Consider the following 14,044-nt stretch of genomic DNA (forward strand, 5'->3'; position numbering starts at 1 on the left):
TATAAGTCTAAAACTCGTTTTAATTGCAAGAACTTTTAATCTAAGAGAAAAGTAACGTTTTATATAATACAAAAGAGGGTGACCTTTTGGGACACCCTCTTTGTTTTATAAAATAAGATATCTTAATAAATCCCTCTGAATAAAACACTTATAATACACTATAAACTTTTACTATCACAACTACTGTTTCGCAGCAGATAAAGGCTTATTTTTGTAAGGCAATAAAAAAAACAATTATGTCTACACAGAAAAACAACTTTCTGTTTCTTGTCTATTTAGCAGGGCTTAGTATCATCGGCTTTTTAGCCACAGATATGTATTTACCTGCATTTGACACAATGAAGCAAGATTTGAATACATCTAAGAGTACTATTGGTGCGAGTTTAACGCTTTTTTTGGGAGGATATTCTATCGCACAATTGCTTTGGGGGCCAATAGCAGATAAATATGGAAAACCCAAAGCCATACTAACAGGTCTAAGTATTTTTGCGATATCCTCTTTGTTTATATACTTTACTTCTAATGTAAATGTATTATTGGCCTTAAGATTAGTACAAGCCATTGGAGTATGCGCTGCAGCTGTATGCTGGCAAGCTTTAGTGATTGAACGCTATCCAAGCGATCAGACCAACAAAGTATTCGCAAGCATTATGCCTTTAGTAGCTCTATCTCCTGCCCTTGCTCCACTACTTGGGGTCTACTTATTACAACACTTTGGTTGGAGATCAATATTCATTTCTTTGGCCATTATAGCAGCGCTGTTAATGCTATACACCTTAAGGCTAAAATCACCCAAAAAACAAGCCAATACAGACGACGCTACAGAACAAGAGCCCGTGAGTTACCTTAGTATATTAAAATCACAGAAATACTTGGGTAATGTCATGATTTATGCTTTCTGTTCAGGTGCTTTCTTTGCATGGCTAACTGGATCTCCTTTCTTTTTAAAAGAATTAGGATATAATGAAAGTCAAATTGGCTTTAGTTTCGTTCCTCAGACTATTGCCTTTTTAATTGGAGGTTATGGTTACAGAGTATTATCCAGCAAAATGGACGGAAGAAAACTAATACCAGGATTAATGATCACCTTTACACTTTGTGTTGTTGCTCTACTGTTATTAGCAGTATTCACCACACCAACCTTAGTTATATTATTGATCCCATTTTGCTTAATGGCTTTAGTTAATGGAGCGTGCTATCCCATAGTAGTTGCCGAAGCTTTAAAACCATTTGCTGCTAATTCAGGTAAGGCTGCAGCTTTACAAAACACGCTTCAACTGGGGGTATGTTTTCTTACCAGCGCAGCTGTATCACTGTTCTCTCACAAAGCATTATTAGCAACCACAATTGTAATGGCCAGTACCATTGTATTCGTATTTATTGGGTATAAGCTATCTTTAAAAAGCAAATAACATCCTACATTATATCAATTAAAAAGGCTTCCTCTAGGAAGCCTTTTTTGTTTTTTAATTATTAAGCTACAGAGCAAAATTCTAATATCACACCAATATACTCAAAAAAAAAGGACAGCTTTAAAAGCCATCCTTTTTACCCATTTTATCTATACTCCAGTTAAGATACATCTACTGTTGTAGCTTCAGCAATTTTCTTATAAGTTCCGTTTTCTAATTTCTCACGGATTGCTTCATAAGCTGCTAATGTCTCATCAATATCTTCTTGTGTATGAGTAGCAGTAGGAATCATTCTCAATAAAATGATACCTTTTGGAATCACTGGGTAAACTACAATTGACAAGAAAATACTGTAATTTTCTCTTAAGTCATTTACCATTACCATTGCCTCAGGAATACTTCCTTCTAAGTAAACAGGAGTTACACAAGTGTTAGTATCACCAATGTTAAATCCTCTTTCTTTCAGTCCATTTTGAAGCAGGTTTACATTCTCCCACAATTTAGCTTTTAATGAAGGGTTAGTTCTTAAAAGCTCTAAACGTTTCAATGCTCCTTTAGTGAAAATCATTGGAAGTGATTTTGCAAACATTTGAGAACGCAAGTTATATTTTAAATAATCAATTACATCTTGATCAGCTGCAACGAAAGCACCTATTGAAGCCATTGACTTTGCAAATGTAGAGAAGTAAACATCAATTCCATCTTGACATCCTTGCTCTTCTCCAGCTCCAGCTCCAGTTTCTCCTAAAGTACCAAATCCGTGAGCATCATCTACTAATAAACGGAAATTAAATTGCTCTTTCAAAGCAACGATTTCTTTCAATTTACCTTGTTGACCACGCATACCGAAAACACCTTCAGTGATCACTAAAATACCTCCACCTGTTGTTTCAGCCATTTTAGTAGCGCGCTCTAAGTTTTTAACTAAGCTATCAATATCATTATGTTGGTAAGTAAAACGTTTTCCCATGTGAAGACGTACACCATCGATAATACAAGCATGAGAATCAACATCATAAACAATTACGTCATTTTTAGTTACTAATGCGTCAATGATAGACACCATTCCTTGGTAACCAAAATTCAATAAATAAGCTGCCTCTTTCTTCACAAATGAAGCTAACTCATTTTGTAATTGCTCGTGTACTGAAGTATGTCCTGACATCATACGTGCCCCCATAGGGTAAGCTGCTCCATATTCTGCTGCTGCTTCAGCGTCAACTTTTCTTACTTCTGGATGATTTGATAACCCTAAATAGTCATTTATACTCCAGTTAATAACCTCTTTTCCATGAAACATCATACGATTTGACAAAGGTCCTTCTAATTTAGGAAAAACATAATATCCTTCTGCTTGTGATGCCCATTTTCCTAAAGGTCCCTTATTTTTCTGTATTCTGTCAAATAAATCGTTTACCATAATATAACTATGTTTTAAAAAACAAATGCAAAATTAATGATATTTTGTATGCTTTCATAATAAATTGCCGACAAATTAATTCAATTCAATAGGCAAATCGCTGTTAATAAATTCTTTTTAAGTATATTAACACAATCGTGTTTTGCGACTTAAAGCATACTTTCTATCTCTTTAATGCAACAAATCTAAATAAAAAAATAAAACCTTTCGCGTAAGAAAGGTTTTAATATACTATTTTAATACAAACTTGGATATAAACCTGGATTTGCTTCATGCATGATTTGATAAACTTTTTCAAATACATCTTCCACTTGAGGTTTACTAAAGTAGTCCCCATCAGTACCATAAGCTGGACGATGTGCATGAGAAGTCAAAGTTTGTGGCTCACTATCTAAGTGGCGATATCCTCCTTGTTCTTCTAATACTTTTTGCAATATATAAGCTGATGCTCCACCTGGTACATCTTCATCTACTACCAACAATCTATTTGTCTTAGCAAGACTCTTAACGATATCGTGCTGGATATCGAATGGCAACAATGACTGCGCATCGATAATCTCAACTTCTATCCCTACTTCCAACAACTCTTTTGCTGCTTGTTCTACAATACGCAAAGTAGAACCATAGGATACAATAGTAATATCTTTACCCTTAGCTATTGTCTCCACTACTCCAATAGGAGTGCGTATATCAGCTAAGTTTGTCGGCATTTTCTCTTTCAGGCGGTATCCGTTAAGACACTCAATAAGCAAAGCTGGCTCATCTGACTGCATTAAAGTATTGTAGAATCCAGCTGCTTTAGTCATGTTTCTCGGTACCAACACGTGCATCCCGCGAATTGCGTTTATAATCATCCCCATAGGTGAGCCAGAATGCCAAATACCCTCTAAGCGATGTCCACGTGTTCTAACAATCAATGGCGCTTTTTGACGGCCCACTGTTCGGTATTGCAACGTTGCTAAATCATCACTCATGATTTGAATAGCATATAGCAAATAATCCAGGTATTGAATTTCAGCAATTGGCCTAAGTCCTCTCATAGCCATACCGATTCCTTGACCTAAGATAGTTGCCTCGCGAATCCCCGTATCCGAAACTCTGTTGATGCCATGTTTTTCCTGAAGTCCTTCTAACCCTTGGTTAACATCACCAATATTACCAGAATCCTCACCAAAAACCATGACGTTTTTATAACGGGTTAACAACTGATCAAAATTATCTCTAACAATAATACGAGCATCTACCTCCTCAGCTGTCTCATCATAAGTTGGTTTTACCTCAGCAATAGCATCTGCCTTCAATCCAGATTCACTCATCAAATGTGAGCTGTACTTGGGCTGTATCTTTGCATAATAATTTTCAATAAACGCAATCAAAGTTGCTTTGATTGGCTCTGAAATCACCATGCGCATTGCTTTTCGAGCAACTGTGATAATATCTTTGCGAATCGGCTCTTTTATACCTGCCAGATCATTGGCATACTTTTGCAAGAAAACTTTATTTGAACTTGATGCTGCAACTGTATTCAAAACAGCCACTAACTCATTTCGCTCAGCTACAATTGGATCCAAATAAGCTTTCCACGCTGCTTTCTTACCATCCAATACTTGTTTCTTCAAGTCTTTATCCAATAGATCTAATTCTTCTGTTGTTGCAATATTAGATTCAATCATCCAATTTCTCATTTGCAACACACAGTCTTTTTCTGCTTCCCAAGCAAGGCGTTCTTTACTTTTGTAACGCTCATGCGAACCAGAAGTAGAGTGCCCTTGTGGCTGAGTCAATTCTTGAACGTGAATAAGCACAGGAACGTGTTCCTCACGCGCAATCTTAGACGCCTTGGCATAAGCTTCAATCAGTGCAGGATAATCCCACCCCAATACGCGAATAATCTCATACCCGTTTGCTTTCTCATCTCTTTGAAATCCTTTTAAGATTTCTGATATGTTCTCTTTTGTAGTTTGATACTTTGCGTGAACTGAAATACCATATTGATCATCCCACACACTCATCACCATTGGTACTTGTAATACCCCAGCGGCGTTAATTGTTTCAAAGAACAACCCTTCCGAACTTGATGCATTTCCAATAGTACCCCACGCCACTTCATTTCCATTTACTGAAAAAGTATTTGACTCATCTGCTTGTGGAAATTCTCTATAGTATTTTGAAGCCTGTGCTAATCCTAATAAACGAGGCATCTGCCCGGCTGTAGGAGATATGTCAGCACTTGAATTCTTTTGTTGTGTCAATTTATTCCAGTTGCCATTCTCATCAATACTGTGAGTTGCAAAGTGCCCCCCCATTTGACGACCTCCTGACATAGGATCGTGCTCTATATCTGCATGACCAAACAATCCTGCGAAAAACTGTTCTATCGTCAACTGACCTATTGCCATCATAAAAGTCTGATCGCGGTAGTATCCAGATCTAAAGTCTCCATTTTGAAATGCTTTAGCTAGCGCTAATTGTGGCACTTCTTTTCCATCACCAAAGATTCCGAACTTCGCTTTACCTGTTAGCACTTCACGTCTACCAAGCAAACTACATTCTCTACTGATTTTGGCAATTGTATAATCTTGAATTACCTCTTTCTTGAAATCTTCAAAAGAAAGAGCTTTATTTTTTCCGTTTTGACTCATTGTAAAAAACACTAATTTACTGGTTACGAATATAAAATTTTATCAAGAAAAAAGCTAATTTAGAATACCTCTTTATCACAAATTAATACGCACATACATTAAACTATTGACAAAAAAAAGCACAAAAAATTATACATACCAAAAATCTGTCTTAAATTAAAACATCTCATTAAATATTTAACAATACCTTAAAACAAAAAAGCACCCTGAGTAGGGTGCTTTTACTATTAAATTATAGTCAATACTGATTCTAAATCAAATCTTACTTTTTTCATTGGAGCTAACCAATCATTTTGATGATCTCGCTCGCCTAATGCTAATATAGTAACACTCTTTAGACCTCGCTTGTCAAGTCCCAAAATCTCATCTAATTGATCGTTGAAAAAACCTTCCATAGGCGAAGAATCAATCTTTAACTCCGCAGCTGCCGCAATAGCTATACCCAATGCAATATAAGCTTGTCTTGCCGCATGCTCGAATTGCTGTTGCTTTGTCAAACTTCCAAAGTGAGCCTTTAGCCCATCTCTATACTGGTTCATCTCCCCTGACTTCATCTCGCGAACAAGCTCCATATTTTTAAACACATTATCCATGCGCTGATCAGTATAAGAATCCCATGCTGCAAAAACCAATAAATGAGAACACTCCTTTACTTGTGGTTGATTCATAGCAATAGGCACTAACTTTTCTTTTAACTCTTGATTTTTAATTAAAATCATTTCAACTGGCTGTAAACCGCTTGAAGTAGGAGCTAATCGAGCTGCTTCTACAATTTGCATCACTTTCTCATCAGCCAATTTGACTTGATTATTGTAACGCTTAGTAGCATAACGCCACTTTAAGTTTTCTAATAAATTCATAATCTAACTATTAACTACTACTTAGCTAAAAAAGCTAATACATTTTTTTCAATTCGCGTGTGGATATCAGTGACATCTGCTTTTACAAAAGGCTCACCGATAATTTGCTCATAGAGCTCAATATAACGCTCAGAAACTGAATTGACATATTCCTGAGTCATATCAGGAACTACCTGCCCTTGTTTACCTTGAAAGTCATTAGCTATCAACCACTGTCTTACAAACTCCTTAGAAAGTTGTTTTTGAGGCTCTTGTTTTTCTTGGCGCTCTTCATAGCCCTCAGCATAAAAATAACGCGAAGAATCTGGTGTGTGAATCTCATCAATTAATACAATCTCACCTTGCTTTGTCTTGCCAAATTCATATTTTGTATCTACTAAGATTAACCCTCGTTGCTCAGCTATTTCACTTCCTCTTGCATACAAAGCACGGGTATATTGTTCTAAAACTAAATAATCTTGTTCCGACACAATTCCCTTTGAGATGATATCTTCTCTGGAGATATCCACATCGTGCAACCCTAACTCCTCTTTTGTTGAAGGTGTAATAATTGGCTGTGGCAATTTGTCGTTTTCCTTTAAGCCTTCTGGTAAAGTTACACCACATAAAACTCTTTTTCCTTGCTTGTACTCACGAGCTGCATGTCCTGCTAAGTATCCGCGGATAACCATTTCTACTTTAAAAGGTTCACACACATGCCCCACCGCAACATTGGGATCTGGGGTAGCCACCAACCAATTGGGAACGATATCCCTTGTCATCTGCATAAATTTAGTGGCAATTTGATTCAAAATTTGTCCTTTGTAAGGAATACCCTTAGGCATAATCACATCAAAAGCAGAAAGTCTATCTGTAGCTATCATAACCAATAGGTCATCATTGATATTGTAAACCTCTCTTACTTTTCCGCGATAAACAGACTTTTGATTTGGAAACTCAAAGTTTGTTTTTGTGATTGTATTATTCATATAAATTTAGTTGTGTAGTTCTTTTGTTTAGTACGCCAATAAATCTTTTAGCGCTTGTTCAAATCTACCTTTAGGCAGATATTGTTCTTCTAAAGCTTTCACAAATGGAATGGCTGTTTCAATACTGGCTACTCGTTTAACTGGAGCATCTAAGTACTCAAAACAGTTTTCCATTATCATTGCCGATAGATCACTTGCAATACCTCCAAACATGGAATCTTCTTGCAAAATTATAACTTTATTCGTTTTCTTGACAGAATTAAATACAGTTTCTGTATCCAAAGGCTGCAAAGTACGCAAATCTATTAAATCTGCTTTTATTTGCGGATTTGCATCTAATATTTCTAAAGCCCAATGAACACCTGCCCCGAAAGTAACAATGCTCACCTGCTCTCCTTCTCGCAATAATGATGCCTTTCCAAAAGCAAGGGTATAATAATCTTTTGGTACATCTTGATATATACTTCTATACAAGAGCTTGTGTTCAAAGAATATAACGGGATTCGGATCGTTAATAGCTGTATTCATCAATCCTTTCGCATCAAAAGGAAAAGCGGGATATACAACCTTTAGCCCTGGTGTTTTGGTAAACCAAGCCTCATTGGTCTGAGAGTGAAATGGTCCTGCTTGTGTTCCACCACCACAAGGCATACGCACTACCACATCTGCCTTCTCATTCCATCTATAGTGTATTTTAGCCAAATAATTGACAATCGGATTAAAGCCTGTTGACACAAAATCTCCAAATTGCATCTCCATAATTGCTTTACCTCCATTGATAGAATATCCCATCGCCGCTGACACTACAGCACTCTCGCAAATTGGAGTGTTTCGAATACGCGCTTTGCCAAACTTATCGACAAATCCGTCAGTTACTTTAAAAGCCCCTCCATACTCTGCTATATCTTGGCCCATGATAATTAAATTATCATGACGCTCAAATGATTGCATCAATCCCTGCGAAATAGCATCTATTAATCGAATATTAGCTACCTCTCCCCCTGGTTTTACTTCTTCATACTGGTAAGGCGCATACATATCAGCTAACTCTGTGGTTAAATCTGCCACAATTTCAGGCTCTTGCTGTACTACTTGCCAATCTTTATCAATCTCTTTTTTAAACTCCTCTCTCAACTGCTGGTCCATTGCTTCTGATAAGACCCCTATTTGTTTTAGATACAATCTGTAATTCTCCAATGGATCTTTCTTTTCCCACATATCCATGAGCTCTTGTGGTACATACTTGGTCCCACAGGCTTCTTCATGTCCTCGCATTCTGAAAGTTAAAAACTCTATCAATACTGGTCTTGGATTCTCACGCATTGATTGAGCAATAGCCTGAACTTGCGTGTAAACATCCAAGATATTATTTCCATCGATAATGTGACTTTCCATACCATATCCCTTAGCTCTATCGGCTAAATGCTCACAGCGATATTGTTCATTGGTAGGTGTAGATAACCCATATCCGTTATTCTCTATCACAAATAAAACGGGAAGCTCCCATACTGAAGCAATATTTAATGCTTCGTGAAAATCGCCCTCTGAAGTTCCTCCCTCACCTGTAAATACAGCAGTGATTTTCTTTTCCTGACGCAGTTTATGTGCCAAAGCTATTCCATCAGCCACTCCCATTTGTGGTCCTAAATGAGAAATCATGCCCACAATATGATATTCTTGAGTTCCAAAGTGAAAAGAGCGCTCACGCCCTTTGGTAAACCCATTTGCCTTACCTTGCCACTGAGAAAATAAGCGATGTAGTGGAATATCTCTGGAGGTAAACACTGCTAAATTGCGATGCATCGGTAAAACGTATTCATCGGGTTGTAAAGCAGAGACAATTCCCACAGAAATAGCTTCTTGCCCAATACCAGAGAACCATTTAGACACTTTGCCTTGTCGGATTAAAATCAGCATTTTTTCCTCTACCATTCTTGGTTTGAGCAGTTTTTTATAAAGTTCAAGTAACACTTGATCTGATAAGTTTTTACGGTCGTAATGTAATTGTTTCATAATTGGTTTAATAGACTCTAAAAATAAGCAATTGCCTTTAGTAAACAAATTTATTATTCGCATCTATCAAAGAAAAAAACATCCTACTTTTGCGTTTCCCTTGGTGTTGCTATTTCGGCCTGTAACAATAGCTAAAGTACTACTTGGGAAGATTAACCCTTAGAATAACGAAGTAGAATAACACATAATTCTACTTCAATAGTTGCATAATTATTAATACTTTCGCTGGAGTTTAATCAACCCAGGCAATACGCCCTTTGTCTTTAATTCCCCAGCACACAATGAAACAGTTTCTACACAAAAAAGATATCCAAATTTCAGGCAAACGCTACTTTGTAGATGCCATGGGAGCAATGGCTTACGGGTTATTTGCAACTTTACTTGTAGGGACAATACTAAAAACCATTGGTGAGGAACTTCACATTAGCTTCTTAAAGCAAGTGGTTTGGCCTTTTGCCAATCAAGCTACAGGTCCTGTAATTGCATTGGCTATTGCTTATAGCTTAAGAGCTCCACAATTAGTTTTATTCTCCTCTGCAGTAGTTGGAGTAGCTGCTTATCAACTTGGTGGCCCACTCGGGGTTTTTATAGCTACTATCATTGCTGTGGAAATTGGGAAGGCAATTGCTGGTGAAACAAGAATTGATATAGTTATCACTCCAATTGTTACCGTTTTAACAGGTGTTGGTTTTGCCCAATTCACAGGTCCTACTGTCAACCAACTCATGCAGTGGATCGGACAAATCATTATACTCTCGACAGAATCTAATCCTTTAATCATGGGAATAGTTATAGCTGTGGTAGTAGGAATGGTTTTAACACTGCCTATTTCTTCAGCAGCTTTGTGCTTAATGTTGCAATTAGATGGTTTAGCCGCAGGTGCAGCTACAATCGGATGCTGTGCACAGATGATTGGCTTTGCTACAATTAGCTTTAAAGATAATGGCTTCAAAGGAGTGTTGGCTCAGGGAATCGGCACAAGTATGTTACAAGTACCAAACATTTATAAAAACTGGAAGATATGGATCCCACCTACTCTTTCTGCTGCTATTATAGGGCCGATAGCCATTTTGTTTTTTGATATGCAAAATACCGCTTTAGAATCTGGAATGGGTAGTTGTGGTTTAGTTGGTCAAATAGGAACCTTTAACGCCATGAAAGGCACGCATACTACCTCTTATATACTTTTGAGTATTCTGTGCTTACAGGTGCTTTTACCTATGGTATTGTCTTACTTAATTTACTTTATTATGAAAAAGAAACAGTGGATTAAAGAAGGAGATATGAAACTGTTCTAACAGTACAATGACAAGTATCTCTCTCTTTATCAAAGACACAAACTATTATTCAAGCAATCAGTTAATATAAAAAACAATTCTACAGCAGTAGCTTTTTTACTACATACAAATACTAATCAACTTATATAGTACACACTTTGATTCATAGCAGATAAATCGGAGTAAAATAAAATCTCTTTTAAATTCAGTTTAATAATATAATAGTAAGCTGTAAACAGGTGTAAAAAAATAGGGAATGCTTGATTTGATAAACCTTACAGAAAGTAGTCGAGAAAATAAATTTGGTTATGCTTTATTGTTTTTCTAAATTGAAACCTCAATCAAACACAGAAAATCTTCTGTATTGTATAAAATACAAACTCACTTATAAAGTGCTTTTTAATAAGAGCAGAATCTTTATAACCTATTTTTTTAATACATAAAACATAAAGTATGAATACCATAAAAGTCTTAAACTCTGAAGACATAAAGCAATTAGTTTCTATTGAAGAAGCAATAGAAACTGTTGTAGATGCCTATGTTGAACTATCCAATAATACAGCTGAAATGCCTGATCGAGTAATAACTGGTCTTGGTAAAGACTATCTTGATATCTTTTTTAAGCCGTCATTAATTGCTAATATTAATACCGCAGGTGTTAAACTCTTAAGTATACGCAAACAAGGTGGTGTGAACGGCCATCCTGCTATACAAGGGCTGGTGATACTAATAGACTCAGAAAATAATCTTACTCAAGCGATAATTGATGGTTCCCATCTTACTGCCTTAAGAACAGGGGGCGCCTCTGGGGTAGCAACGCGTTATTTAGCCAGAAAAGACTCATCTATAATGGCTCTATTTGGAGCTGGAGCACAAGCTTACACACAATTTGAAGCTGTATGTGCAGAAAGACCTATTAAAAAAGCCTATCTATTTGGTAGCTCTAAGACAAGTAAGTCCGTTGAAACATTCATTGAATACTACAAAGACAAATCTGATGTAGAGATTATAGCTGCAGATGACCCAGAGGTACTTGCTCATGTAGATATTATTTGTACAGTTACTCCTTCTGCAACGCCTTTATTTAAAACGTCCCATCTCAAAAAAGGAGTACATATCAACGCAGCTGGGTCCTATAGCCCAACTATGCATGAGCTGCCTGAAGATATTTTTATGAATAGTTCTTTGTTTGTAGATCACAAAGACTCTTGTTTTTCATCAACTGCAGATATTCTTGTTCCCCTTGAAAAAGAATTGTTACCTCATGAGAATTATAAAGGAGAAATTGGAGATCTTATCCTGGGTAAAATTAAGGGAAGAACAAATGACGCTGAGATAACGGTCTTTAAAAATGTTGGTATCGCAATCCAAGATCTAATTACTGCTAAATATGCCTATGACAAGGCTTGTAGAGAAAACTTAGGTACTTCGATAAGAATGTAAAAAATAGCGTTTGGATTATATAATCACAAAAGCACTTCGTTTTTATACTTTAATAGATTATCAACCCGTACTTAAATTAAAAGACGTCTCTCAATATTGACGTCTTTTTTTTACTAGTTTCATTACTTTTTCTCTTTTACATTAGTTTAATAACCTTTCTATGATTTTCATGAAAATTTTCTTGGATTTTTTGCGCTATAACGAACAATCCCAATCTTGGGAAGGCACTGTTGATAAAGTGTTGAATGGCCATTAGTAGGAAATTATCGTGTATAGAAATGGAAAAATACAATCTACAAAGATTATTGATAAATTCAGTGAGCTTAGGATCGCATATACATCCCCTGCTAATAACAAATAGACAATGAATATGTGTATGGTAAGCCCAAAATAAGAAGCTTATTGCTATGGATTTATACAGCCATGTTCATTAAAGGTATATTCAACCTCCCCGGTTTCATCTGAAATCACATAAAAAAACTCATGCATATCCCCAAATAGTTCAAATACACCAATTGCAATCCATGCTTTTTCTCCAACGACATTAAACTTTGGATTAAATTGTGCCCGAACAATGGTATTTATAAGCGAAGGATATCGCTGTTGATACTGTTTTGCTATTTGAATGGCTTCTTCCTGTGTTAATCTCATGTTATGCCAACTTATATTGTTTATTTCTAGTCACTTATTATACTGATTCTCAAAATTTTTAATGATGCAAGTATTTGCTCACCTAACTTCCGACCTTGATAAAGATAATTACAAAAATGCTCATCGACAACAAGTCTTGATAAGCTAAACAGTATTTGCCAGCACACCTTCTGTTTTCGGTTTTCGGTTCTCCCTCGCTAGCCCCTTGGCTAAAAATGTCCACCATACATTTTCTTAACGCTTGGTCCACTCTGTTTGCTAGTTTCCTTTGCTGATTCTTAGGGGTATTCTCACAGTTTACTGCCCTAGAGAGGCCTTTTCTCGAACAAAGATGCAAGCATACCCCAAAAATCCTCCTACCAAATGCAAGAGAATGATGTAGAAAACTATCCTATTAGGATTAAGTAGAAAGACTTCACATATTTAATCACCTATGTTTAGGTATAAACTCTTGTCAATACATCAATCTACTTTCATTGTAAAATGAAGTATTTAAGCTATTTATGATAAACAATGAGATTAATCAAACAAAAAAAAGATTAGATAATCTAAAAACTACCTAATCCTCTTTTTTATTTACTTCATCCTCATAGGTCTATAAATAGCCTTTTTAGAAGATAGATTGACACTTTGTTCACATCAATCTCCCCCCTTTTTTTCTCTGGAAGTACACCTAATGGTAAAGCAGCAATTATTTTACTTTAATCTCCATTGCGCCATTTTCTCCTTCTACCCCATACTTCTCTACTGCCTCTTGTTTTTTCAATATCGAAACAGATTTAATATCAACTGGTTTTACTTGCATCATTTGCTCATAACTAACAGGAGTTCCATCTAAAACATAAAGACCTACAAAAGAGGACTCACGAAGTTTGTTTTTGCGCATCTTCTCTTTGTACTCTCTTGTGATTTGACGTATCTGTTTTTCATTTTCAACATCCTCATCAGTTTTCAAGGAATACTCAAATACTTTTTTATTTCCGGTATAATTAAATACTTTTTTTGCATCTTCTGCATTGTAAATCTTCATGTTTTTTGTCCCATTAGTTGTTTCAAGAAAAGCAACAACCTCATCGAAGGTATAAAATTTTCCATCTACAACGTGAACTGTTGTTTCGTTCAACTTTTTGGTATCTCGGATTCTACTGGTCTTATTTTTCTGGTCTTGTACTTGCGTTTTATTCATTTGGTGAAGTTCTTGGCGGGCAGCTATTTCAGCTTTTCGTTTTTCGATTCGCTCTTTAACAGTATCCACCCGAGCAACCACATATTTCATAAGCTAACTTAAGGTAGTAAGTTTGTTTCAAATAATAAATAGATGAGCAAACAAGAAATAATGTATTCTCATGTAGAGGATT

General features: G+C 36.2%; 10 protein-coding genes. 3 read left to right on the forward strand and 7 right to left on the reverse strand.

Annotated elements, in window-relative coordinates; genetic code table 11:
• The first annotated feature begins 236 nt into the window (after positions 1-236).
• Complete coding sequence (gene punC / locus GOQ24_RS08200; RefSeq protein WP_155091647.1) at positions 237-1,412, forward strand: purine nucleoside transporter PunC; 1,176 nt, start codon at positions 237-239, stop codon at positions 1,410-1,412.
• A gap of 160 nt (positions 1,413-1,572) precedes the next feature.
• On the opposite strand, the gene GOQ24_RS08205 is transcribed toward punC, so the two are convergent.
• The 5 genes from GOQ24_RS08205 to GOQ24_RS08225 form a co-directional block, all read right to left on the reverse strand.
• Positions 1,573-2,832 carry an aminotransferase class I/II-fold pyridoxal phosphate-dependent enzyme gene (locus tag GOQ24_RS08205; RefSeq protein ID WP_155091646.1) on the reverse strand — a complete coding sequence of 420 codons (1,260 nt, stop codon included), beginning with the start codon at positions 2,830-2,832 and terminating at the stop codon, positions 1,573-1,575.
• A 236-nt stretch (positions 2,833-3,068) separates the two neighbouring features.
• Complete coding sequence (locus GOQ24_RS08210) at positions 3,069-5,474, reverse strand: thiamine pyrophosphate-dependent enzyme (protein WP_160339449.1); 2,406 nt, start codon at positions 5,472-5,474, stop codon at positions 3,069-3,071.
• Between the two features lie 227 nt (positions 5,475-5,701).
• Entirely contained in the window at positions 5,702-6,334 is a 633-nt protein-coding gene (locus GOQ24_RS08215; protein ID WP_155091644.1) for a nitroreductase family protein, read from the reverse strand.
• A 17-nt stretch (positions 6,335-6,351) separates the two neighbouring features.
• A complete protein-coding gene (locus GOQ24_RS08220; protein ID WP_155091643.1) occupies positions 6,352-7,302 on the reverse strand; it encodes a phosphoribosylaminoimidazolesuccinocarboxamide synthase in 951 nt (316 codons plus the stop codon).
• A 27-nt stretch (positions 7,303-7,329) separates the two neighbouring features.
• Positions 7,330-9,315, reverse strand: coding sequence for a thiamine pyrophosphate-dependent enzyme (locus GOQ24_RS08225; protein WP_160339450.1), 1,986 nt, complete (start codon positions 9,313-9,315; stop codon positions 7,330-7,332).
• Between the two features lie 281 nt (positions 9,316-9,596).
• Between GOQ24_RS08225 and GOQ24_RS08230 the strand changes: the two genes are divergently transcribed.
• Both GOQ24_RS08230 and GOQ24_RS08235 read left to right on the forward strand, forming a co-directional pair.
• Positions 9,597-10,613, forward strand: coding sequence for a PTS transporter subunit IIC (locus GOQ24_RS08230; RefSeq protein WP_160339451.1), 1,017 nt, complete (start codon positions 9,597-9,599; stop codon positions 10,611-10,613).
• A gap of 432 nt (positions 10,614-11,045) precedes the next feature.
• A complete protein-coding gene (locus GOQ24_RS08235) occupies positions 11,046-12,035 on the forward strand; it encodes an ornithine cyclodeaminase family protein (protein ID WP_160339452.1) in 990 nt (329 codons plus the stop codon).
• 405 nt (positions 12,036-12,440) lie between these two features.
• On the opposite strand, the gene GOQ24_RS08240 is transcribed toward GOQ24_RS08235, so the two are convergent.
• Together GOQ24_RS08240 and GOQ24_RS08245 are read right to left on the reverse strand one after the other, a co-directional pair.
• On the reverse strand, positions 12,441-12,686 hold the full coding sequence (locus GOQ24_RS08240) for a hypothetical protein (RefSeq protein WP_155091639.1): 246 nt from the start codon (positions 12,684-12,686) through the stop codon (positions 12,441-12,443).
• Between the two features lie 691 nt (positions 12,687-13,377).
• Complete coding sequence (locus GOQ24_RS08245) at positions 13,378-13,962, reverse strand: hypothetical protein (RefSeq protein ID WP_160339453.1); 585 nt, start codon at positions 13,960-13,962, stop codon at positions 13,378-13,380.
• Between the last annotated feature and the right edge of the window lie 82 nt (positions 13,963-14,044).

Source organism: Myroides sp. LoEW2-1, from assembly GCF_009767705.1.
Taxonomy (GTDB): domain Bacteria; phylum Bacteroidota; class Bacteroidia; order Flavobacteriales; family Flavobacteriaceae; genus Flavobacterium; species Flavobacterium album_A.

What these genes read in the sequence shown, in the direction of transcription:
- GOQ24_RS08215 (WP_155091644.1), bottom strand. Translation starts at nt 6,334, where the DNA reads ATGAATTTATTAGAAAACTTAAAGTGGCGTTATGCTACTAAGCGTTAC.
- punC (WP_155091647.1), top strand. Translation starts at nt 237, where the DNA reads ATGTCTACACAGAAAAACAACTTTCTGTTTCTTGTCTATTTAGCAGGG.
- GOQ24_RS08220 (WP_155091643.1), bottom strand. Translation starts at nt 7,302, where the DNA reads ATGAATAATACAATCACAAAAACAAACTTTGAGTTTCCAAATCAAAAG.
- GOQ24_RS08245 (WP_160339453.1), bottom strand. Translation starts at nt 13,962, where the DNA reads ATGAAATATGTGGTTGCTCGGGTGGATACTGTTAAAGAGCGAATCGAA.
- GOQ24_RS08235 (WP_160339452.1), top strand. Translation starts at nt 11,046, where the DNA reads ATGAATACCATAAAAGTCTTAAACTCTGAAGACATAAAGCAATTAGTT.
- GOQ24_RS08205 (WP_155091646.1), bottom strand. Translation starts at nt 2,832, where the DNA reads ATGGTAAACGATTTATTTGACAGAATACAGAAAAATAAGGGACCTTTA.
- GOQ24_RS08230 (WP_160339451.1), top strand. Translation starts at nt 9,597, where the DNA reads ATGAAACAGTTTCTACACAAAAAAGATATCCAAATTTCAGGCAAACGC.
- GOQ24_RS08240 (WP_155091639.1), bottom strand. Translation starts at nt 12,686, where the DNA reads ATGAGATTAACACAGGAAGAAGCCATTCAAATAGCAAAACAGTATCAA.
- GOQ24_RS08210 (WP_160339449.1), bottom strand. Translation starts at nt 5,474, where the DNA reads ATGAGTCAAAACGGAAAAAATAAAGCTCTTTCTTTTGAAGATTTCAAG.
- GOQ24_RS08225 (WP_160339450.1), bottom strand. Translation starts at nt 9,315, where the DNA reads ATGAAACAATTACATTACGACCGTAAAAACTTATCAGATCAAGTGTTA.